The 20799-nt window shown below is 63.1% G+C and carries 20 protein-coding genes; 12 read left to right on the top strand and 8 right to left on the bottom strand.

The window, feature by feature from the left end:
• Positions 1–119: 119 nt before the first annotated feature.
• Positions 120–1463, bottom strand: a complete 1344-nt coding sequence (locus X727_RS158140; RefSeq protein ID WP_023805427.1) for a hybrid sensor histidine kinase/response regulator — start codon at positions 1461–1463, stop codon at positions 120–122.
• 3 nt (positions 1464–1466) lie between these two features.
• Positions 1467–2603 carry an FIST signal transduction protein gene (locus X727_RS158145; protein WP_031194757.1) on the bottom strand — a complete coding sequence of 379 codons (1137 nt, stop codon included), beginning with the start codon at positions 2601–2603 and terminating at the stop codon, positions 1467–1469.
• A gap of 296 nt (positions 2604–2899) precedes the next feature.
• On the opposite strand from X727_RS158145, the gene X727_RS158150 reads away from it, so the two are divergent.
• The 4 genes from X727_RS158150 to X727_RS158165 all read left to right on the top strand — a co-directional run bounded on the left by X727_RS158150 (position 2900) and on the right by X727_RS158165 (position 8000).
• Positions 2900–3400: a (2Fe-2S)-binding protein gene (locus tag X727_RS158150; protein WP_023725653.1), complete on the top strand. Its 501-nt coding sequence runs from the start codon at positions 2900–2902 to the stop codon at positions 3398–3400.
• A gap of 123 nt (positions 3401–3523) precedes the next feature.
• On the top strand, positions 3524–5869 hold the full coding sequence (locus X727_RS158155) for a xanthine dehydrogenase family protein molybdopterin-binding subunit (RefSeq protein WP_023730732.1): 2346 nt from the start codon (positions 3524–3526) through the stop codon (positions 5867–5869).
• A gap of 105 nt (positions 5870–5974) precedes the next feature.
• Positions 5975–6772, top strand: coding sequence for a xanthine dehydrogenase family protein subunit M (locus X727_RS158160; protein WP_023833807.1), 798 nt, complete (start codon positions 5975–5977; stop codon positions 6770–6772).
• 205 nt (positions 6773–6977) lie between these two features.
• Positions 6978–8000, top strand: coding sequence for an acyltransferase (locus tag X727_RS158165; protein WP_023833806.1), 1023 nt, complete (start codon positions 6978–6980; stop codon positions 7998–8000).
• 66 nt (positions 8001–8066) lie between these two features.
• On the opposite strand, the gene X727_RS158170 is transcribed toward X727_RS158165, so the two are convergent.
• From X727_RS158170 to X727_RS158190, 5 genes are all read right to left on the bottom strand, one after another.
• Positions 8067–8573 carry a GNAT family N-acetyltransferase gene (locus X727_RS158170; RefSeq protein ID WP_023701701.1) on the bottom strand — a complete coding sequence of 169 codons (507 nt, stop codon included), beginning with the start codon at positions 8571–8573 and terminating at the stop codon, positions 8067–8069.
• Positions 8573–9328, bottom strand: a complete 756-nt coding sequence (locus tag X727_RS158175; RefSeq protein ID WP_023697648.1) for a copper homeostasis protein CutC — start codon at positions 9326–9328, stop codon at positions 8573–8575. The genes X727_RS158170 and X727_RS158175 overlap by 1 nt, the downstream gene beginning before the upstream one ends.
• Before the next feature lie 114 nt (positions 9329–9442).
• On the bottom strand, positions 9443–9874 hold the full coding sequence (locus tag X727_RS158180; protein WP_023681708.1) for a cupin domain-containing protein: 432 nt from the start codon (positions 9872–9874) through the stop codon (positions 9443–9445).
• Between the two features lie 77 nt (positions 9875–9951).
• Positions 9952–10338, bottom strand: a complete 387-nt coding sequence (locus tag X727_RS158185; RefSeq protein ID WP_023739051.1) for a hypothetical protein — start codon at positions 10336–10338, stop codon at positions 9952–9954.
• Between the two features lie 64 nt (positions 10339–10402).
• Positions 10403–10999, bottom strand: a complete 597-nt coding sequence (locus X727_RS158190) for an alpha-ketoglutarate-dependent dioxygenase AlkB (protein ID WP_023833805.1) — start codon at positions 10997–10999, stop codon at positions 10403–10405.
• Between the two features lie 151 nt (positions 11000–11150).
• Here X727_RS158190 and X727_RS158195 point away from each other — a divergent pair, with 151 nt between their 5' ends.
• The 8 genes from X727_RS158195 (at position 11151) to X727_RS158230 (ending at position 19910) form a co-directional block, all read left to right on the top strand.
• Complete coding sequence (locus X727_RS158195) at positions 11151–11378, top strand: KTSC domain-containing protein (RefSeq protein ID WP_023681706.1); 228 nt, start codon at positions 11151–11153, stop codon at positions 11376–11378.
• Between the two features lie 219 nt (positions 11379–11597).
• Positions 11598–12425: a phosphogluconate dehydrogenase C-terminal domain-containing protein gene (locus tag X727_RS158200; RefSeq protein WP_023710721.1), complete on the top strand. Its 828-nt coding sequence runs from the start codon at positions 11598–11600 to the stop codon at positions 12423–12425.
• A gap of 326 nt (positions 12426–12751) precedes the next feature.
• The gene (locus X727_RS158205) at positions 12752–13693 is read left to right on the top strand and encodes a D-ribose ABC transporter substrate-binding protein (RefSeq protein ID WP_023681704.1); all 942 of its coding nucleotides are present in this window, start codon (positions 12752–12754) and stop codon (positions 13691–13693) included.
• Positions 13694–13788: 95 nt separating this feature from the next.
• Positions 13789–14433 (top strand): DUF2291 family protein, encoded by a 645-nt coding sequence (locus X727_RS158210; RefSeq protein ID WP_023688188.1) that lies wholly within the window; start codon positions 13789–13791, stop codon positions 14431–14433.
• Complete coding sequence (locus X727_RS158215; RefSeq protein WP_023833804.1) at positions 14430–15977, top strand: sugar ABC transporter ATP-binding protein; 1548 nt, start codon at positions 14430–14432, stop codon at positions 15975–15977. The genes X727_RS158210 and X727_RS158215 overlap by 4 nt, the downstream gene beginning before the upstream one ends.
• Entirely contained in the window at positions 15974–17038 is a 1065-nt protein-coding gene (locus X727_RS158220; RefSeq protein WP_023688190.1) for an ABC transporter permease, read from the top strand. The genes X727_RS158215 and X727_RS158220 overlap by 4 nt, the downstream gene beginning before the upstream one ends.
• 2 nt (positions 17039–17040) lie before the next feature.
• Positions 17041–18075 (top strand): Gfo/Idh/MocA family oxidoreductase, encoded by a 1035-nt coding sequence (locus tag X727_RS158225; protein WP_023681700.1) that lies wholly within the window; start codon positions 17041–17043, stop codon positions 18073–18075.
• Positions 18072–19910, top strand: a complete 1839-nt coding sequence (locus X727_RS158230) for a hypothetical protein (RefSeq protein ID WP_023833803.1) — start codon at positions 18072–18074, stop codon at positions 19908–19910. Before X727_RS158225 ends, X727_RS158230 begins: the two co-directional genes overlap by 4 nt.
• 2 nt (positions 19911–19912) lie before the next feature.
• Here X727_RS158230 and X727_RS158235 read toward each other — a convergent pair whose 3' ends face one another.
• Positions 19913–20626 carry a transcriptional regulator NanR gene (locus X727_RS158235; RefSeq protein WP_023672607.1) on the bottom strand — a complete coding sequence of 238 codons (714 nt, stop codon included), beginning with the start codon at positions 20624–20626 and terminating at the stop codon, positions 19913–19915.
• Positions 20627–20799 lie beyond the last annotated feature (173 nt).

Raw genomic sequence — 20799 nt, 5'->3', positions numbered from 1 at the left:
TACCCTCCCCCTTGTGGGGAGGGTCGATCCGCGAAGCGGAGCGGGGTGGGGGAGCTTGGCGCTGCACCCCGCCCCGGCGCTGCGCGCCGACCCTCCCCATCGAGGGGAGGGTATGGGGCTCAAGCCAGCAGATGCGCCAGCAGCGCCCTTAGCTGCGCCGGCTTTAGCGGCTTCCGCATCAGCTCTATGCCTGCGGCGCGGGCTGCCTTGGCGACGGCCTCCGATCCGTCGGCGGTGACGATCAGCGCCGGCACGGCGCGGCCGAGATAATCGCGGACTTCGGCGATGGTGGCGGTGCCGAGGTCGCCGTCGTCGAGATGCTGGTCGGCAATGACGATGTCGGGCACCCAGTCGGTGTCGCCAAGCAGGCTGATCGCAGCCTCGGTCGAAGTCGCGGCGCGCACCAGGCACTGCCAGCGCTCGAGCAGGAAGGTCATCGCCTGCAACACGTCGGCGTCATTTTCGACCAGCAGGACCTTGGTGCCGAACAGGCCGTAGCCGCGCGGCCGCTCCATCTCGGCAAGGCTGGCGATGGCGTCGGCGCTGGCGCCGATGCCGACCGGCACGTCGATGTGGAAGATGGTGCCGCGCCCAACCCTCGAGGAGAACGTCACGGGATGACCGAGCGCGGCGGCCATGCGCCGCACGATGGCAAGGCCCAGGCCCAGCCCGCCGCCGGAGATCCCGGTATCGGCTGGAATGGCGGAGCCGCGATGGAACTCCTCGAAAACCGCCTCGCGCTGATCCTCGGGAATGCCGCAGCCGGTGTCGGCGACATCGATGCGGATGGTGTCGCCGCGATGCCTGGTGCCGACCAGCACGCCGCCGAAGCGGGTGTAGCGCAGAGCGTTGGACAGGATATTCTGCAGGATGCGGCGCAAGAGCGTGCGGTCCGAACGCACCACGGCGCTGACCGGGCGGAACTTCAGCGCCAGCCCCTTCATCTCGGCCACGGGCAGGAAATCCGACCGCAGCGAGGAAAACAGCGTCTCCAGATTGACATCGCCGATGTCGGGCTGGACCACGCCGGCATCGAGCTTGGAAATGTCGAGCAGCGTGCGCAACAGGTCTTCCATGGTCTCCAGCGAGCGCTCGACCTGGCGGACCAGCTTCTTGCCCTCGTCGCTGGTCTGCACTTCGGCCAGCGCCGAGACGGAGAGGTGGGCGGCGTTCAGCGGCTGCAGCACGTCATGGCTGGCGGCGGCCAGGAACCTGGTCTTGGACAGGTTTGCCAGCTCGGCGTTTTCCTTGGCGGCGCTGAGGTCGATGTTCGACTGTTCCAGCCGGCGCAAGGTCGAGTGCAGTTCCTCGGTGCGCATACGCACGCGGTTTTCAAGTGAAATCGCGGTCTGGAACAGCGAGAAGGCATTGCCTTGCTGGTCCATCGAGCGCTCGACGCGGCTGACCAGAGCGGCGTTGATCTTCTTCAGCCTGTCGACGTCGTCGATGTCCCTGAGCGGCATGGGCTATTCCGCCGCCTGGCGTTCGCCGAAGGCGATGCCGGTGAAGGTTTGGTTCAGATGCATCGAGCGGTACTGTTCGCCATAGGTGCCGAAGCCGATGACATTGTTGACCCGGTAGAGCTCCGAAATGTCGCGGAACACCTGGCGGTTGCGCGCATCGAGCCGGCGCAGCACGCAATCGAAGCCGAGGATCATGTCGATGCCGCCGAGCCGTTGCTCGACGTCGCGCAGTGCGGCGCGCGTGGATTCCACCATGTCCTTGGGCTGGGCGATGGACAGCACGACGCCGTCGTCTATGGCGCAGAAGAATGACAGCGAGCCGTCGGGATGCATCTTCTGGATCGAGCGGCAGTAAAATTCGCCACCCACTTTCACCACCACCGGGTGCGAAGCGAAGCTCATCGGCGTCAGGTTCTGCGCAACGATGCCGACGGAGGCTGCATACTCCTCAGCCGCATTGGTGGCGTTGAATTCGCGCACGGTGCGGTGGTCCGGATCGGATGCCGTCACCACCAGCTTCTCGTCGGTGGGGATGAAATTGTCGGTCTTGAAGACATGGAACGGAATCTCGGTGGCGATCAGCACAATGATGGCGCTGTCGGACGCTACCTTGCCGTTCGAAATCAGCCTGGTGGTTTCGAATTTCAAATCGTCGCCCGCCGAACCGCCGATCAGCGGGATGTCGTCCAGCCCCCAATGGATGGCCGAGGTCACCGCTTCCTCTGCAAAGGACAGGCCGTCGATGAAGCAGAGCGCGAAGGTGCTTTTGGCATGGCAACTGCCGGTGCGTCCGCGCAGCAACCGCCGCAAGGCCTCGACTTCATCAGTGATCCTGTCCATGCCCGACGAGGAGAGATTGTCGACCATGGTGCTGACCGCCGAAAACGACGCGGAGGGAAAGAGCATGGCGAGCACATGACCTTCCTCCAGGCCTTGCGGGGTGATCTCGCCGGCGGTCGAGCAGGCGGCGTAGGCCAGCGTCGGCGCTTGGGTCTTCAGCGCTTGCGAAAGGACGCTCGCATCAAGCAGGCTCTGGGAAAAGAACAGCAGGGCAAAGCCGGCATCGATGGCTGCGGCCTCGGCGGCGACCGCTCGGGCGAATGCATCGGCGTCGGGCTCGTCGGTGGTGAGCGCCGACAGACCGGATGCATAGCTCGTCCGTGAACTGGCCAGAGGCTTCCTCCCGATATCCTCCGACGCTTCCTGCGCGCGCCCGTTTTATGTCTCTCGGCGCGCTGGCGTCGAGGGCATTGTTGCCCCCTATTCGCTCTTTGGCAATGGGGCGGACAGGCCCATGATTTTCGTTTTGTCCATGACCGAAAGTACAATGAGCGCCGTGTGTTTTTTGCGCTTTGTGCAGTGTACCAATAGGGCATGGCCGAGCGCCAAAGCCGCATCGGCAGCATGACTACCAAGGTCATACCCAGGGAGGATGCATGTCGGACGTTTCGTTTGTCGTGAACGGAAAACGGATCAGCGGCGCTGCCGAGGACCGAACGCTTCTGGTTCATTTCCTGCGCGAAAATCTTGGTCTCACCGGAACGCATGTCGGTTGTGACACCTCTCAATGCGGCGCCTGCGTCGTGCATGTCGACGGCAGGGCAGTGAAGTCCTGTTCGATGCTGGCTGTGCAGGCCTCCGGGTCGACCGTGGTGACGATCGAAGGGCTTGCCAATGGCGGCGACCTGCATCCGATGCAGGCCGCGTTCAAGGAACATCATGGGCTGCAATGCGGCTTCTGCACGCCGGGCATGATCATGACGGCGACCGACATGATCGCGCGCCATCCCGAAGGCCTTGACGAGGCGACGGTGCGCGCCGAGCTCGAAGGCAACATCTGCCGCTGCACCGGCTACCACAACATCGTCAAGGCGATCCTCGCCGCATCGCAGACGATGGCGAAGGTGCCGAAGGGCAGGGCGAAACAGGCAGCGTAAGAAAGAAGCGAGTAGTGAATAGTGAATAGCGAGTAGTCGGTTTAGCCGAACCGCTCCGAGCACAATTCCCTACTCACTGTTCACTATTCGCTACTCACTATTCGCTATTCCGGAGGAATTCCTATGGGCATTGAAGGCATCGGCGCTCGGGTCGTGCGCAAGGAAGACAAACGGTTCATCACCGGCGCCGGCCGCTATGTCGACGACATGGTGGTTCCCGGCATGAAGCATGCCGCTTTCGTGCGCAGCCCGCACGCGCATGCTCAGATCAAGAAGATCGACGTCAGACGAGCGCAGGCGATGCCCGGCGTCATCGGCGTCTTGACCGGCAAGGAGCTCAAGGCCGACGGCATCGGCAACCTGATCTGCGGCTGGATGATCCATTCCAAGGACGGCTCGCCGATGAAGATGGGCGCGTGGTCGCCGCTGGCCGTCGACAAGGTGCGCTATGTCGGCGACGCGGTCGTCATCGTGGTGGCGGAAACCAAGGGCCAGGCCCGCGACGCGGCCGAAGCGGTCGAGATCACCTACAAGGAATTGAAGGCGGTGGTCGATGCCACCAAGGCGCTGCAAAAAGGTGCGCCGCAGGTCCATGCCGAAGCCGAGGACAATCTTATCTTCGACTGGGAGATTGGCGATGCCAAGGCGACCGACGCGGCGATCCAGGCGGCGGCCCATGTCACCCGCATGAAGATCGTCAACAACCGGCTGGTTCCCAACGCCATGGAGCCGCGCGCGGCCCTTGGCCATTACGACAAGGCCGAGGACCATTTTACCTGCTGGACGACGTCGCAGAACCCGCATGTCGCGCGGCTAGTTATGAGCGCCTTCTACAATGTCGCGCCGGAAAACAAGCTGCGCGTCATTGCGCCCGATGTCGGCGGCGGCTTCGGCTCGAAGATCTACATCTATCCCGAAGAGATCGTCTGCCTGTGGGCGTCGAAGAAGACCGGCGTGCCGGTCAAATGGGTTGCCGACCGCACCGAAAGCTTTCTCACCGACGCGCATGGCCGCGACCATGTCTCGACGGTCGAAATGGCGTTCGACAGGAACAACAAGATCACCGGTTTCAAGGTCGACACGATCGCCAATCTCGGCGCCTACATGTCGCTGTTCTCGTCTTGCGTGCCGACCTATCTCTACGCGACGCTGCTGTCGGGCCAGTACAACATCCCGACGATCCACGCCAATGTGCGCACCGTCTACACCAACACGGCACCCGTCGACGCCTATCGCGGGGCAGGGCGGCCGGAAGCCACGTATCTGCTCGAACGGACAATGGAGACGGCCGCGCGTGAACTTGGGGTCTCTCCGGCGGAGTTGCGGCGCATCAATTTCATAACCGAGTTTCCGCACCAGACGCCGGTCATCATGAATTATGACGCCGGCGATTATGGCGCTTCGCTCGATGCGGCGACACAGGCGTCCGACTATGCCGGCTTTGCCAAGCGCAAAGCGGCGGCCGCCAGCCAAGGCAGGCTGCGCGGCATCGGCATGAGCTGTTACATCGAGGCCTGCGGCATCGCGCCGTCGGCGGCGGTCGGCTCGCTCGGCGCCGGCGTCGGTCTGTGGGAATCGGCCGAGGTGCGGGTCAATGCCGTCGGCACGATCGAGGTGCTGACCGGCTCGCACAGCCATGGCCAGGGCCATGAGACGACCTTCGCGCAACTCGTCAACCAGCGTTTTGGCGTGCCACTGGACTCGGTCTCGATCGTCCATGGAGATACCGACAAGGTGCAGATGGGTATGGGCACCTACGGCTCGCGCTCGGGCGCGGTCGGCATGTCGGCAATCGCCAAGGCGCTCGACAAGGTCGAGGCCAAGGCCAAGAAAATCGCCGCCCATCTGCTCGAAGCCGACGAGGGCGACATCGTCATCGAGAATGGCGAGGTCAAGGTCGCCGGCACCGACAAGAGCCTGCCCTGGTTCCAGGTGGCTCTTGCCGCCTACACCGCTCACAATCTGCCGGCAGGCATGGAGCCGGGACTGAAGGAAACCGCCTTCTACGATCCGGCGAACTTCACTTTCCCGGCGGGCTGCTACATCTGCGAGGTCGAGATCGATCCGGAAACCGGCACGACCGAGATCGTCCAGTTCGTCGCGGCGGACGATTTCGGCAACATCATCAACCCGATGATCGTCGAGGGTCAGGTGCATGGCGGCATCGCCCAGGGTATCGGCCAGGCGCTGCTGGAAGGCGCGCACTATGACGATAGCGGGCAGCTGCTGACTGCGAGCTACATGGACTACACCATGCCGCGCGCGGACGACCTGCCGTCATTCAAGGTCTCGACGTCGAACACGCCGTGTCCGAGCAATCCGCTCGGCATCAAGGGCTGTGGCGAGGCCGGCGCCATCGGCTCGCCGCCGGCGGTCATCAACGCCATCACCGACGCTTTGGGGATTGTGGACATCGCCATGCCGGCCTCGCCGTCGACGGTGTGGGCGGCGATTAGGGCGAAGAAATGAGTGAGTAGGGAGTAGTGAGTAGGGAATGGGCATTACCGGAGATGACAGCGTCCCTATTCCCTACTCCCTACTTACTACTGCCTAACCACTTCAGGGGAGGATCCCATGTACGCAGTCAACTACCACCGCGCCGCCTCGGTCGCCGACGCCGCCAAGCTGGTGAAGAGCGGCGACGCCAGGCTTTTGTCAGGCGGCATGACGCTGATCCCGGCGATGAAGACGCGGCTCGCCGCACCGTCCGACCTGATCGACCTGTCGCGGATCAGGGAGCTGCAAGGCGTCAAGGTGTCGGGCAAGACCGTCACCATCGGCGCCGCCACAACCCATTACGACGTCGCCAATGACGAGAAGCTGCGGAAGGCCTGTCCGGCGCTTGCGCACCTTGCGTCGCTGATTGGCGATCCGGCGGTGCGCCACAAGGGCACGATCGGCGGCTCGGTCGCCAACAACGACCCAGCCGCCGATTATCCGGCGGCGCTCTTGGCGCTGGGCGCCACCATCGTCACCAACAAGCGCGAGATTTCAGCCGCGAAATTCTTCACCGGCCTGTTCGAAACGGCGCTGAAAGAAGGCGAGATCATCACCGCGGTGAGTTTTACCGCGCCGGCCAAGGCTGCTTACGAAAAATTCCGCAACCCGGCCTCGCGCTATGCGATCGTCGGCGTGTTCGTGGCAAAGGGCAAGGACGGGGTCAGCGTTGCCGTTACCGGCGCCGGCGATGACGGTGTGTTCCGCTCGAAGGAGATCGAAGCAGCACTGGCGAAGAATTTTGCCGCATCGGCGCTCGACGGCGTGAAAGTGCCGGCGAAGAATTTGATGACCGACCTCCACGCTTCGGCCGAATACCGCGCCAATTTGATCGCCGTGATGGCCAAGCGCGCGGTGAACGCCGCCAACGGTTGAACAGTGCCAATTCGAGACGGGAAGGGGCCATTGCGGCCCCTTTCTTTTTTGCGATCACAAACGTTGGCGCCAACACGCGCCAATCTCAAAGCTTCGCACTTGCACAAAGTTATCCCGCACTGCAATATAAACCGGGCGGGAATACGAGGCGAATCCGTGGCGCAGCGATGCGCGCTGCATCGGTTCTTGAGTGCGAAGGACGGGCATGGCCGACATCTCCGCAGCGTCTGTTGCCCTGCCGCGGGCCACAGCCGACAAAGCAGCTAGAGCAAGACTGGCCTATCTCGATGGCTGGCGCGGGCTTTCGATCGCACTGGTGCTGATCGGCCATTTCTTCCCCGTTCCCGGGATCAATCTCGGCGTGCTCGGCGTCGAGTTCTTCTTCGTGCTCTCAGGCCGGCTGATGGGCGAGATACTGTTCATCGAACGCTTCCCGCTGAAAAAATTCTTCAAGCGCCGCTTTTCGCGCATCTATCCCGCGCTTTTGGTGTTCGTGATATCAGCCATGATCGGGCTCTCCGGCACCTTTATCGCCTTCAAATGGAAGGCGGCGCTGACCGCGCTGACATTCACCTACAACTATGCCGGAATTCTCATCACCCGCGCCGGCGCGCTCGACCACATCTGGTCGCTATGCGTGGAAGAGCATGCCTACATCATCCTGGCGCTGATCAGCGTGGTGGTGACCGGGCGGGGTAATGTCGTTCGGCTGCTGGTGACGCTGTCGCTGCTGGCGATGGCCAATGGCGCCATTTCGTACTGGGCACTCGGCATGGATTACGAGCACAGCTATTGGCGCACCGATGTGCATATCGCCTCGATCCTGCTGTCGGCATCGATCTGCCTGCTCAAGCACGATGATCGGCTGCCGGCATTCCTGAAGAGCCCCTATGTCAGCCTCGTGTCGGCGGCGGCGGCTATATTGCTGTTCCTCGATCCGGTGCCGACGCCGATCCATTACCTACTGGCGGTGCCGTTGCTGGCGCTTGCCGTGAATACGCTGGACACCAGCAACTGGCATCTTACCGGCCTGCTTTCATCCAGGCCGATGGTGATGATCGGGCTATGGTCGTACTCGCTCTATCTCTGGCAACAGCCCTTCTACAAATTCGTCGCCGAGCAGGGCAGTGCGCCGATCCCGATGCTGGCGGCTGTCTTCGCCTGTGCACTATGCAGCTACTATCTGGTCGAGAAGCCCGCGCGGGCCTGGCTGAACCGGAATTGGTGAGGGCTACGGACTCCTAATCTTATGCTGCCGCGACGATCTGCTTGCCGATCATCAGCCAGCGACCCATCAGCCGGCGATCTCCTTGAGGTAGTAGCGCACCGCCTTCTTGCCGCCATGGATCACCGCGTCGCCGACCTCGGCGAAGCCAAGCGCGGCATGGAAGGCGTCCGAAGCCGGATTGGGAGGTTCGGCATTCACCTCGCAGGTGACGATGCTGTGGCCCGCGCGGGCGACTTCCCCGAACAGATCCTCGTAGAGCCGGCGGGCATGGCCGCGGCCGCGCGCTTGCGCCGCGACGACGACGCGGTCGACATAGACGAAGCGTGGATAGCGCTCGCGGAACCAGAGGAAATTCGGGCTGTCGTAGGCCGCATTCTGGTCGAAGGTCATGATGAAGGCTTCGAGCGTGCCGATGCGCCTGACGTAAAACGCTTCGCCAAGCAGGAAGGACAGCCGTTCGGGCTCGAGCCATGACAGTTCGGCGGCGTGCTCATTGTTGAGTGCGAGGATGGCCGCTTCGTCCTGAGGCGAGACACGGCTGATCGGCGACGGCCCAGTCACGGCTTCGCTCATCATGCTCTGGCCGCCGCAATCGTCGCGGCAACCAGCGCCCCATCGGTGACTGTGGTGCGGTATTCGCGGTCGAGATCGCCGCCGCCCATGCCGACTTGCGGGTTGCGGTAGGCCATGGCGCTCGGTACATCCTTGAGCGCGGCGAAGTGCATTTCCGTCAGCCCGGTTGATGCCAGCACCCCGGCGATGTTTTCGGGGTCCAGCGCGCCGCAGCCGAGGATGATGATGCGGCCGTCGGCCTGGCGGACGAGATCCGCCAACAGGCCGGCGCCTTCCACCGCGGTGTCCCTCTGGCCGCTGGTCAGCACGCGGCCGACCTTGCAGCGGATCAGCGCTTCCAGCGCCTCGGCCGGGTCGCGGGTCATGTCGAAGGCGCGGTGGCAGGTGACGGCGAGCGGACCGGCGGCATGGACCAGCGCGCCCATGCGGGTTTCATCGATGGTGCCGTCGGCATCGAGGCAACCGACGACGACGCCGGCGACGCCGAGGTCACGAAGCGCTGCGACATCGGCGAGCATCGAGCTGTATTCGGCCTCGCTGTAGAGGAAATCGCCGCCGCGCGGCCGCACGATGACATGGAAGGGAATTGTCGCGCTCTCGAGTGCGGCGCGCACCGTGCCGAGGCTGGGCGTGATGCCGCCTTCGACCAGGCTGGCGCAGAGCTCGACCCGGTCGGCGCCGGCGGCCTGCGCAGCCAGCAGTCCATCGATGCCTTCGACGCAGATTTCGATCAGGGGGCGAGCATTTCCGACCAAGGGGCGATCCTTTATGATTGCATGACGGCCAGCCCTAGCATCGGCTCGGTTGGTGGGGAAGCCGGAACAGCCAGTCGCTGCTTGGGCCAGCCCGGCAACCCGGCCGATCCGCAATTACTGGCGCAGCACCGTGTTCTTGGCGCCTTGTTCGACCTGGTCGATGACCAGCAGCTTGACCGGGCCGTCGCCGATGTTGGTGGCCTGGTGCCACTGGCCGATCATCTCGATGATGAAATCGCCCGTCTTGTAGGTGTTGCTGTTGCCGGTCTCGACATTCGTCACTTTGAGTGTCCCGGCCTCGACATAGGCGTAGCGGGCAAACGGGTGCTTGTGCACCGGCAGAGTGGCACCGACCGCAATGTCATAGGTTGAAACCAGGACCTGGACATTTTTCTGCGGCAGCACGATCGGCTGGCCGGACGCCGTCTGGCTGCGATCGGCAAGCGGTGTGACGACAACCGGCGGGATGGTACTGTCCAGCGCCCGAGCGGGGTTTGCAGATAGCGCTGCCGCGAACAGCAGCATCGATGCCAGGATCTTTCGCATGGTTCCTCCAGGTTTTACCGCCACCGCGCGGCGCGACGCCAAAGTTCTAACTCTCGTCAGTTACTGGAGACACAACGTCATCCGCCGGTGCCGTCGTCCATCATCGTATTCGTGAGCGCTTCATAGATGTTGCTGCATACCTGAGACCGCGGACAGTGTTTTACGATGAATGCCGGCACGACAGTCAGTGCGGCGGCGATCAGGATTTGCAGGAAGAGAGGAGCAGGCTCGAAGCGTTTGCCAAGCAAGGCTCGGCAAGCGAAGTAGAGACTTTGAGCCAGGCACGCCCAGACAAGGACATGCAACAGCGTGCTCGTTGCTCTTGCATAGGGCGTTATGTATCCGTCGGGAAAGCCGACCATGCCAAGGTCGACGAGCCACTGCAGAGCCAGCAGGCAGGACAGGCATGCCCACAGAAAGGGCGCTACGCGGGTAACTAAAATTCTGCTGCGGTCAACGCTCATGTGCAATCGAAGCACAACAGCGCTCGGCCTTCCAGAGCGGCTGCTGCGTGGCTTGGAGTATCGCCTATTTAAGAGTGCGCAGCGTGATGGAGTAGCGGTGACCGGCGACCGGCGGAATGCTGTGCTCCCACTCGTGGCGCGCCGGACCGTCCATGAGATAGAGGGACCTCGGTTCGACCTCGATCGTCTCGCGATCCCATTTGGAGCCGTTTTTGCGGCGCAGCCGAAAGCTGCAGGGCGCCAGCAGCGAGACGCCGGCGACGAGATCGAAATGCGGCTTGTCGCGATGCCAACCTATGCCCGCGCCCGGCCGATACTCGTTGATGAGCACTTGCGCGAATTCCGTGGCCTGCCTGCCGGCAAAATCCGCGACCTTGTCGCGAAGCGGCAGCAGGAATTTCGGGATGGGCGGCGCTTCGACGACCTGTCGCCGGTCGTAGTCGTAGCGCCAGCCGAAGCCGGCGACCAGCCGGTTGGCAATATGGCCATGGAAATCGAACGGCTTGAAGGACAGTTCATTGAGGTGACGGACCAGTTCCGCCTCTTCGTCCGTTGTGATCAGGCTAGGCCGGTAAGAAAATCCTTCCGGCAGCGTGTCGGCCGCGCCGAAGAGATCGCCCTGGCTGGCATACGCTGTTGTACTGGATTTCGTCTGTGACATCTGACGGAGAGATAGGAAGCCTCGCGGCCCGGGCAAGATTTTCGGCGTTGTGGTGCGCCTCCCTGACGGAACCTCCGCATCGTTGCGGCATTACGCATGTTCGAAGCAGGATTTGGGGCGAAAGATTTGGGGACGAAGCAGGATTTTCGACATGCCGTCCACTGCCATTCGCAACACCCACTACGACCCGTCGACGAAAATCCTCTCGGTCTGGTTCGTCCCGAGCGGAGCCCGCTACGACTATGAAGAGGTCGAGCCCGAGACCTATGCGGCGTTCCGCGCCGCCTTCTCGAAAGGGCAATTTTTCAACGAGTTCATACGCGATCGCTACCGGTTTCACCTGGTTGAAGAAGGACGCCGGCGCGTGACTGGATCCTGAAGGCGCTACGAGAACTCGCGGCGCAGGGATAGTTTTCGGGCTGGGAAGACCAGGGACCCAGGCAGCTATAGGCCCGCCACGTGCGAGCGGAATGCCAAACAGACGACCGCATGGCCTCATCAAAGCCCTGTTCAACTCCTCAATTCGTGGTAAGGTGATTATACCAGTTAATAACATGACGATCGGCGCGGCCGTCGTTCAAAGCGGGAGTAGGGATAGATGACGACGATTGCGCTGTTCGGTGCCGGCGGCAAAATGGGTTTCCGCCTGTCGACCAATTTTCGCGGATCGCCCTACACGGTACGCCATGTCGAGGTCAGCGAGGCCGGCCGCGATCGGCTGAAGACCGGACTGGGCTTCGACGCGGTCAGTGCCGATGCGGCGCTGGACGGGGCGGATATCGTCATCCTGGCCGTTCCCGACACGCATATCGGCAAGGTGGCGGCTGATATCGAGAGCAAGCTCGCGCCTGGCACGATGGTGATAGTGCTCGACGCGGCCGCACCCTTCGCCGGCCATCTGCCCAACCGGCCGGACCTGACCTATTTCGTCACCCATCCCTGTCATCCGCCGATCTTCAACGACGAGACCGACATGGCGGCCAAGAAGGATTATTTTGGCGGCGTCAAGGCCAAGCAGCATATGGTCAGCGCGCTGATGCAGGGGCCGGAAGCGGACTACGCCAAGGGCGAGGCGGTCGCAAAAATCATCTGGGCGCCGGTCATGCGCTCGCACCGTGTCACCGTCGAACAGATGGCGCTGCTGGAGCCCGGTCTATCGGAGACGGTGTGCGCGTCACTGCTTGTCGTCATGAAGGAAGCCGTCGACGAGGTCGTCGCGCGAGGCGTCGACCAACAGGCGGCGCTCGATTTCCTGCTCGGCCACATGAACGTGCTCGGCGCCGTGATTTTCGGCGAGACCAAGGGCGTATTCTCGGATGCCTGCAACAAGGCGATCGAATTCGGCAAGCCGGTGCTGATGCGCGACGACTGGAAGCGGGTGTTCGAGCCGGAAGAGATCGCCGCGAGCATTCGGCGCATTACCTGAGACAGGCCGAGTCGGGGGGCTTGCCGGAGCGCCTCGATGGCTCGACACACCCGCCATGACGCCCAGATGTTTCTGCTCGGTGGGCACACGTCACCTCAATTCATGATTGACTCATCATACCAGTTGGCTTAGGTGTTGATGGCTTGAGCAAGGGTCCGCGGGAAGTACGAAGCCTGGGCGAGTGGAGGGACGGCGGGGGAGCAGCGATCGTTTGGGAAGCCGGCAACGGCATTTCAGCCCGAACCGATCGGCGGCCCGCGCTGCGCGACGAATTCGAATGCAGAGGCCTTGATTGATCAAGGCAATTTTTCAAACGGGAGGACATCATGAAACTCACACGCAGAATGACACTTGCGGCGTTCGCCGGCATGCTGGCGCTTGGCACGGCGGTACCCGCCTATGCGGCCGACCTCATTGCCATCATCACGCCCTCGCACGACAATCCGTTCTTCAAGGCGGAAGCCGTCGGCGCCGAAGCCAAGGCCAAGGAACTCGGCTACGAAGCGCTTGTGCTCGTCCATGACGACGATGCCAACAAGCAGTCCGAATTGATCGACACCGCGATCGGTCGCGGCGCCAAGGCGATCATCCTCGACAATGCCGGCGCCGACGCCACTGTCGCTGCCGTGCAGAAGGCCAAGGACGCGGGCGTGCCGTCGTTCCTGATCGATCGCGAGATCAACGCCACCGGCGTCGCCGTGGCTCAGATCGTCTCCAACAACTACCAGGGCGCCCAGCTCGGCGCGCAGGAGTTCGTCAAGCTGATGGGCGAGAAGGGCAATTTCGTCGAGCTGGTCGGCAAGGAATCCGACACCAATGCCGGCATTCGCTCGAAGGGCTATCATGACGTCATCGACGATTATCCGGATCTGAAGATGGTCGCCCAGCAATCGGCCAACTGGAGCCAGACGGAAGCCTATTCCAAGATGGAATCGATCCTGCAGGCCAACCCGGATATCAAGGGCGTCATCTCCGGCAACGACACCATGGCGATGGGCGCGTATGCGGCGCTGGTTGCGGCGAACCGCAAGGACGTCATCGTCGTTGGCTTCGACGGATCCAACGACGTGCGCGACTCCATCACCGCGGGCGGCATCAAGGCAACCGTCCTGCAGCCGGCCTATGCGCAGGCGCAGATGGCGGTCGAGCAGGCCAACGACTTCATCAAGAACAAGAAGTCGCCGGCCAAGGAAAAGCAGCTGATGGACTGCGTCTTGGTCAATGGTGACAATGCTGCCAAGCTGGAAACGTTTGCGCTGACCAACTGAGCCGGCGTGACATGAATAGCGAGGGGCGACCCAAGGGTCGTCCCTCGTCGCCATTTTCCGTGGGTGCCGACCACCATGCTGAACAACAAACCATCATGCTGAACAACAAGCCGAACTGGCCGATCCTTGTCGTTGCAGTCGGCATCAGCCTGACCGCCTGCAAGATCCTGCCGACGCCCTCGGGGGACAGCGGCAGCGCCGCCGCCTTCAATCCGGACAAGATGGTCGAGGAGATATGGGCGGCGAAGGTCGTGCCTTACCTCCAGCAGAAAGCCGGGCCGTTTGCCGAAGTCCACGCTCTGGCGAAAACCGATCCTGCTTCCGCCGGCGCCAAATATGGCAATCCGAAGAAGCAGGCGAATTCGCCATGGACCTTCGCGGTTCGCGTCGAGGGCAAGATCATCGCCGCCAACACGCAGTCGCGGGCAGCGACCATGGATGTCGATGTCGACGGCGACGGCAAGGCCGATGCGCGGGTACAGATCGGACCGGCGATGCGCGGAACCGCGCTGCGCGACAGCCTCGATTTCATCCAGTTCAACGATTTTACCAACCAGATCGACTTCGCCCAGTTCGGCAAGGCGTTCAACGCCTATGCCGTCAAGGCCGTGCTTGCCAAACTGCCGCGTGACGCCTTGGAGGGCCGGACCGCCAAGGTCCTCGGCGCCTATACGCTCGAAAACGGCCAGGACCTGCCGCTGGTGACGCCGGCGGAGGCAGAAATCGGGCCGAAGCCATGAGCGCTGCGGTTGCTCACGATGTCATCCTGAAACTGGAGGACGTCTGCAAGGTCTATTCCGGCACCGTCGCGGTCAAGCGCGCGAATTTCGAGGTGCGCAAGGGCGCCGTCAATGTGCTGGTCGGCGAAAACGGCGCCGGCAAATCGACGCTGATGAAGATCATCGCCGGCGTCGAACAGCCGACGCTCGGCCGGATCCTCCTGGAAGGGGAGGAGGTCTCCTTCTCGTCATCGGGCGACGCGGTGAACCGCGGCATCGGCATGGTGTTCCAGGAGCTGAACCTGTTTGGCAATATGACCGTCGCCGAGAACATCTTCGCCACGCGCGAGATCACCAACCGGTTCCGCAAGATCGACCGCAAGGAGCAGGAGCGTCGCGCGGCGCAATTTCTCGAACGCCTGCAGGCCGGGATAAGGCCCGACATGCTGGTCGAGGATCTGCGCATCGGCCAGCAGCAGCTGGTCGAGATCGCCAAGGCGGTTTCGCTCGATGCGCGCATCCTGATCATGGACGAGCCGACCTCGGCGCTCAGTGCGGCGGAAGTCGAGATCCTGTTCAAGGTGATCGCCGACCTCAAGGCGCGCGGCGTGGCGATCGTCTACATCTCGCACCGGCTGGAAGAACTGATCCGCATCGGCGACTACATCACCGTGCTGCGCGATGGGCACATCACCGGCCAGGAGGAGATGAAGAACGTCGACACCCGGTGGATCGTGCGGCAGATGATCGGCTCCGACGCCAAGGATTTCGCCAAGGCCGACGGCCATGTTCCTGGCGAAGAGATATTCCGCGCCGAGGACATCTGCCTGCCGCGCGCGACCGGCGGGCTGGCGGTCGATCACGTCTCGCTGTCGCTGCGCGCCGGCGAGATCCTCGGCATATACGGCCTGATGGGCGCCGGGCGGAGCGAGCTGTTAGACTGCATCATGGGCCGCCATGGCCAGGCGACCGGCGCGATCTTCATCGCCGGCAAAAAGGTCAAGGAGCGCGACACGACGCGGCGTATCCGGCGCGGGCTGGCGCTGATCCCCGAAGACCGCCAACGCGAAGGGCTAGTCTCGATCCTGTCCGTCGCGAGCAATCTGACACTGGCCAGCCTGTCGCGTTTTGTCCGCCTGTTTCACATTCGCGGCGGCCACGAGAAGCAGGCGGTGACGCAGATGGTGCGGGAACTGGCGATCAAGGTCGCCGACCCGGCGCAGGAGGTCTCATCGCTGTCGGGCGGCAACCAGCAAAAGGTGGTGATCGGAAAGGCGCTGCTCACCGGGCCGAAGGTGCTGCTGATGGACGAGCCGAGCCGTGGCATCGATGTCGGCGCCAAGGCCGACGTCTTCCGCACCATGCGCAAACTGTCGCGAGACGGGCTCGGCATTCTGTTCGCCACCTCGGATCTCGATGAGGTGATGGCGCTGTCCGATCGCATCGCGGTGATGAGCAATGGAAAACTGACGGGCATGTTCGATCGCGCCGAGGCGACGGAGGCAGCCCTTGTCGCCGCCTCGGCACTTGGCCACGGACCGGCCCCGCACACGGAGAACCCATGACTGACATCCCGGCCAAGGCGGCTGTCTCCTCCGTTTCGAGCGGCTCGCTGCTGCTGACGCTGATGAAGGCGAGGACCTTCATCGCGCTGATCGCCGTCTTGATCTTCTTCTCGATCGCGGCGCCGAATTTCCTGTCGACAGCCAATCTGATCCTGATGTCGAAACATGTGGCGCTGAACGCCTTCCTCGCCATGGGCATGACCTTCGTCATCATCACCGGCGGCATCGATCTCTCAGTCGGCTCGATCGTCGGCCTGTGCGGCATGGTCGCCGGCTACCTCGTGCTCAACGGCATCGACCTGCAATTCGGCTACACCGTCTATTTCAACGTCGTCGAGATCGCGCTGATCACGCTGGCGGTCGGCATATTGATCGGCGCCGTCAACGGACTGCTGATCACCAGGCTGAACGTCGCGCCGTTCATCGCCACGCTCGGCGTGCTCTATGTCGCGCGCGGCCTGGCGTTGCTGTCGTCGGACGGCCGCACCTTCCCCAACCTCGTCGGCAAGCCGGAGCTTGGCACCACCGGGTTTGGTTTCCTCGGCGCCGGGCGGCTGCTCGGCCTGCCGGTGGCGATCTGGATACTGATCGTCGTTGCGCTGGCGGCGGCCTACCTCGCCAAATACACCCCGCTCGGCCGCCACATCTTCGCCGTCGGCGGCAATGAACGGGCGTCGCGAATTTCGGGCGTTCGTGTCAACATGGTGAAAATGTTCGTCTACATGTTCTCCGGCTTCTGCGCGGCGATCGTCGGCCTGATCATCTCGTCCGAACTGATGGCCTCGCACCCGGCAACAGGCGAAAGTTTCGAGCTCAACGCCATTGCGGCGGCGGTGCTCGGCGGCACCTCGATGTCGGGTGGGCGCGGCACGATCGGCGGCACCATTGTCGGCGCCTTCGTCATCGGCATTCTTTCGGACGGGTTGGTGATGATGGGCGTGAGTTCCTTCTGGCAGATGGTGATCAAGGGCCTTGTCATCATCGTCGCCGTCGTCGTCGACCAAGCGCAGCGCCGGCTGCAGAGCCGGGTGACGCTGATGCAGATGGCAAAGGCAGGCTGAGCATGGCGGAGTTGCGGGGAGGGCTCATCGGCTGCGGCTTCTTTGCCATCAACCAGATGCATGCCTGGCGCGACATTGAAGGCGCCGCGATGGTCGCCATTTGCGACCGCGACCCGGAGCGGCTGCGCATCATCGGCGACCAGTTCGGCATTGCGAAGCGCTACACCGACGCGGCAGAGATGTTTGCAAGCGAAAGCCTCGACTTCGTCGATATCGCCACCACCGTTCCCAGCCATCGTCCGCTGGTCGAGATGGCGGCGCTGCACCGTGTGCCGGTGATTTGCCAAAAGCCGTTCGCGCCGACGCTTGCCGACGCCAAGGCGATGGTGAGGGCCTGCGTGGAAGCCGGCGTACCGCTGATGGTGCATGAGAATTTTCGCTGGCAGTCGGCGATCCAGGCGGTGCGTGCCGTGCTCGACAGCGGCGAGATCGGCACGCCGTTCTTCGGGCGCATCTCCTTCCGCTCTGCCTATGACGTGTTTTCCGGCCAGCCCTATCTCGCCAAGGGAAAGCGCTTCATCATCGAGGACCTCGGTATCCACAGTCTCGACATCGCCCGTTTTCTACTGGGCGACGTGTCGACGATCACGACGCGAACCGCGCGCATCAACCCCGGCATCGCGGGCGAAGATGTCGCGACGATGCTGATGGACCACAAGAGCGGGGCGACGTCAGTGGTCGACTGTAGCTACGCGACGAAGCTCGCCACCGAACCGTTTCCCGAAACGCTGATCGAGATCGACGGCAGCGACGGCACGATCCGCTTGGCGCAGGGATATCGGCTCACCGTCACCGGCAGGAGCGGCACGAAGATCACCGACGTTTCGCCGCCCGTACTCGCCTGGGCATCGCGCCCATGGCACAACATCCAGGAGAGCGTCGTCGCCATCCAGCAGCACTGGGTCGACTGCCTGGCAAAGGGAACCGAGCCGGCGACCTCGGGCGCCGACAACCTCAAGACATTCGCGCTGGTCGAGGCGGCCTATCTGGGCGCCGCGAGCCACGAACCTGTCCACCTGGATGGCTTGCTGACATGACAGCCGACGCCTTCCTCCTCTACGGTACGCATGCCGTCGAGGCGGAGCCGGTCAGGCTGAATGCCGGTCTGCTCAGCGCCGACTTTGTCAACGGCAACCTGCGCACCATCCGTTACGGTGGCATCGAAGTGTTGCGCGCCATCGCCTACATCGTGCGCGACCGCGACTGGGGCACCTATGAACCGGCGCTGACGGACCTTGCCGTCGATCAGGACGCCGACAGCTTCTCCGTCAGCTACTCCGCAACTTGCTTAGCGCCGGGCGGAAGCCGGCTAGACTTTCGCGCTACGATCAAGGGCTCCGCCAACGGTAACCTGGTGTTCGACGTCTGCGCGGTCCCTGAAAGCGATTTCGAGACCAACCGTTGCGGTTTCTGCATCCTGCATCCGATCGCCGGCCTCGCCGGCAGTGCGGTGACGGTCGAGCATACCGACGGCAGCGTGGTGGCGACGAAACTGCCGCTGTTGATCGATCCCTGGCAGCCTTTCAAGGATTTGCGCGCGATCACCCATGAGGTCCGGCCGGGCATCACTGCCGAATGCCGGATGGAGGGCGACACTTTCGAGATGGAGGACCAGCGTAACTGGTCGGACGCGTCCTACAAGACCTATGTGCGGCCACTGGCGCTGCCTTGGCCCTATGTGCTGCCGGCCGGCCAAACTGTAAGCCAGACGGTCAGGCTTCGCATCACCGGCGAGGGGGGAATGCCGGCCGCAGCATCTGCCGCCGAACCGGTCAGCGTCGAACTCGGCGAGACCGGGCAGAGGCTGCCGGATCTCGGCGTGATCATCTACCCGGATGAGGTCGAAGCAGCGCTCGCAAATCTTTCGACATTGACCGAGCTCGGCCCGCAGCAACTTGTCTTCCACTACGATCCGACGCGCGGCCACGGTCTCGAAGCATTGCAGTCTTATGCAAGGCTCACCGCCGCCTATCCGGTGCAGACGACGCTGGAATGCGTCGTTGCCTGCGCGGGCGACCTCGATGCCGAGCTGTCAGGCGTTGCCGACATGGTGCGTCAAGCCGGGTTGAAGCTTTCGGCCATTGCCGTCTCGCCTTCGGTCGACCGGCAGTCGACGCCGCCGGGCAGCGCGTGGCCGGACTGTCCGCCGCTGGAAGACGTCTATGCCGCTGCCCGTCGCGCCTTTCCGGGTATCAAGCTTGGCGGCGGCATGTTCAGCTATTTCACCGAGCTCAACCGCAAGCGCGTGCCGGGGGGCCTGCTCGATTTCGTCACTCACTGCACGTGCCCGATCGTGCACGCCGCCGACGATCTCAGCGTCATGCAGTCGCTGGAGGCGCTGCCCTCCATAACCGCGTCGGCGCGGGCGATCTTTGGGGAAAAGCCTTACCGCATCGGTCCATCGACGATCGCCATGCGCCAGAACCCCTATGGCGGCGCGACCAAGGGCAATCCCGGGGGACAGCGCATCGCCATGGCCGATCGCGACCCTCGCCATGCCGGCCTGTTCGCAGCCGCATGGGCGATCGGCTATGCCGCGCGTGTCGCGCCGGCCGGGCTGGAACTGCTCACGCTGTCCGGCTTCGCCGGGCCCTTCGGCGTGCTGGCAGCATCCGGCGAACCCGTCGCGGAAGGATCGCCTCGGCCGATCTTCGATGCCATCAAGGGGCTTTGCGAACTGGCCGGCCTTGCCCATGTTGCGGCAAGGACGAGCGACGAGACCAAGGTGCTGGCGCTGGCCGGCCGCTCCGCTTCGGGCAAGACCGTGGCGTGGCTGGCGAACCTGACGGCGGACGACGTGACGGTCGACATCTCAGCGTTTGGCCGAGGCCAACTGGTGATGACCCCTTACGCGATCACGCGGATCGGCTGAAATCAGTTGCCGGAGTTCATCACATAAAGCGCGCGCGAGCGCTCGAGGTGCTTGATCATCGCCTTCTCGGCGCCGTCGGCATCCTTCTTCTCAATGCGGCCGATGATCTCTTCATGCTCGGTCAGCGTGAACTGTTCCTTGCCGGTCCAGATCAGCATTTCGGTGTGATATTCCTTCAGCCAACCGAGCATCGCCTCGCTGACGGCGATATAGATCGGGTTGCCCGAGATCGCCGCGATCTGGGTGTGAAACTTCATGTCGGCGGAGATGAAGGCTTCGGAATCGCCGCGAAAGCCACGCTGTTCGGCAATTGTGGCCCGCAGCTGCTCAACGTCCTCGGCAGTGGCGTTTTCGGCGGCTTCCCTGACCATACCGCGCTCGAAGAAGATGCGCGCCGTTTTCAGGTGTTCCAACGTGTCCTTCGACGACGACAGGATGATCTTGGCTGCGCCGTCGACCTGCTTGATGATCGACTTGGCGGTCAGCTGGAGCACCTTGGCGCGTTCCCCATGCGAGATCGCGACGAGGCCCATATTGCTCAGCGCCTGCATCGCCTCGCGGATCGCGGGACGGCCGACCTCGAAGCGCTCCATCAACTCGCGCTCCGACGGCATGTCGTCGCCCGGCGTCAGTTCTCCGCTGGTGATCAGGCGCTTCAGCCGCAAAAACACTTCGTCGGAAAGTTTGCGCCGGACGATCGGCTCCGAACGGTTCATCGTCGCGAATCACTCCCTTGACCTATCTCTATCTAGCATTGCCACAGCTATTCCCGGAATGGCCGTCGCCCCGATCGGCCATAGCCGCAAGACAGGATATTGCTTGCAAAGCTTATGTACTCATTATACCAGATTCTGACGATCAAGGAACTCTTTTCGAACCCCCTGCGGCC

It is taken from the genome of Mesorhizobium sp. L103C105A0 (assembly GCF_000502215.1).
Taxonomy (GTDB): Bacteria; Pseudomonadota; Alphaproteobacteria; order Rhizobiales; family Rhizobiaceae; genus Mesorhizobium.
This window is presented reverse-complemented; position numbering and strand designations above follow the sequence as displayed.

Bases quoted from the DNA above. Each gene is read 5' to 3' on its own strand.
- X727_RS158215 (WP_023833804.1), top strand. From the start codon at position 14,430: ATGAGCGCTGCGGTTGCTCACGATGTCATCCTGAAACTGGAGGACGTC.
- X727_RS158150 (WP_023725653.1), top strand. From the start codon at position 2,900: ATGTCGGACGTTTCGTTTGTCGTGAACGGAAAACGGATCAGCGGCGCT.
- X727_RS158225 (WP_023681700.1), top strand. From the start codon at position 17,041: ATGGCGGAGTTGCGGGGAGGGCTCATCGGCTGCGGCTTCTTTGCCATC.
- X727_RS158190 (WP_023833805.1), bottom strand. From the start codon at position 10,999: ATGTCACAGACGAAATCCAGTACAACAGCGTATGCCAGCCAGGGCGAT.
- X727_RS158220 (WP_023688190.1), top strand. From the start codon at position 15,974: ATGACTGACATCCCGGCCAAGGCGGCTGTCTCCTCCGTTTCGAGCGGC.
- X727_RS158155 (WP_023730732.1), top strand. From the start codon at position 3,524: ATGGGCATTGAAGGCATCGGCGCTCGGGTCGTGCGCAAGGAAGACAAA.
- X727_RS158160 (WP_023833807.1), top strand. From the start codon at position 5,975: ATGTACGCAGTCAACTACCACCGCGCCGCCTCGGTCGCCGACGCCGCC.
- X727_RS158140 (WP_023805427.1), bottom strand. From the start codon at position 1,463: ATGCCGCTCAGGGACATCGACGACGTCGACAGGCTGAAGAAGATCAAC.
- X727_RS158185 (WP_023739051.1), bottom strand. From the start codon at position 10,338: ATGAGCGTTGACCGCAGCAGAATTTTAGTTACCCGCGTAGCGCCCTTT.
- X727_RS158210 (WP_023688188.1), top strand. From the start codon at position 13,789: ATGCTGAACAACAAGCCGAACTGGCCGATCCTTGTCGTTGCAGTCGGC.
- X727_RS158195 (WP_023681706.1), top strand. From the start codon at position 11,151: ATGCCGTCCACTGCCATTCGCAACACCCACTACGACCCGTCGACGAAA.
- X727_RS158180 (WP_023681708.1), bottom strand. From the start codon at position 9,874: ATGCGAAAGATCCTGGCATCGATGCTGCTGTTCGCGGCAGCGCTATCT.
- X727_RS158200 (WP_023710721.1), top strand. From the start codon at position 11,598: ATGACGACGATTGCGCTGTTCGGTGCCGGCGGCAAAATGGGTTTCCGC.
- X727_RS158235 (WP_023672607.1), bottom strand. From the start codon at position 20,626: ATGAACCGTTCGGAGCCGATCGTCCGGCGCAAACTTTCCGACGAAGTG.
- X727_RS158205 (WP_023681704.1), top strand. From the start codon at position 12,752: ATGAAACTCACACGCAGAATGACACTTGCGGCGTTCGCCGGCATGCTG.
- X727_RS158165 (WP_023833806.1), top strand. From the start codon at position 6,978: ATGGCCGACATCTCCGCAGCGTCTGTTGCCCTGCCGCGGGCCACAGCC.
- X727_RS158170 (WP_023701701.1), bottom strand. From the start codon at position 8,573: ATGAGCGAAGCCGTGACTGGGCCGTCGCCGATCAGCCGTGTCTCGCCT.
- X727_RS158230 (WP_023833803.1), top strand. From the start codon at position 18,072: ATGACAGCCGACGCCTTCCTCCTCTACGGTACGCATGCCGTCGAGGCG.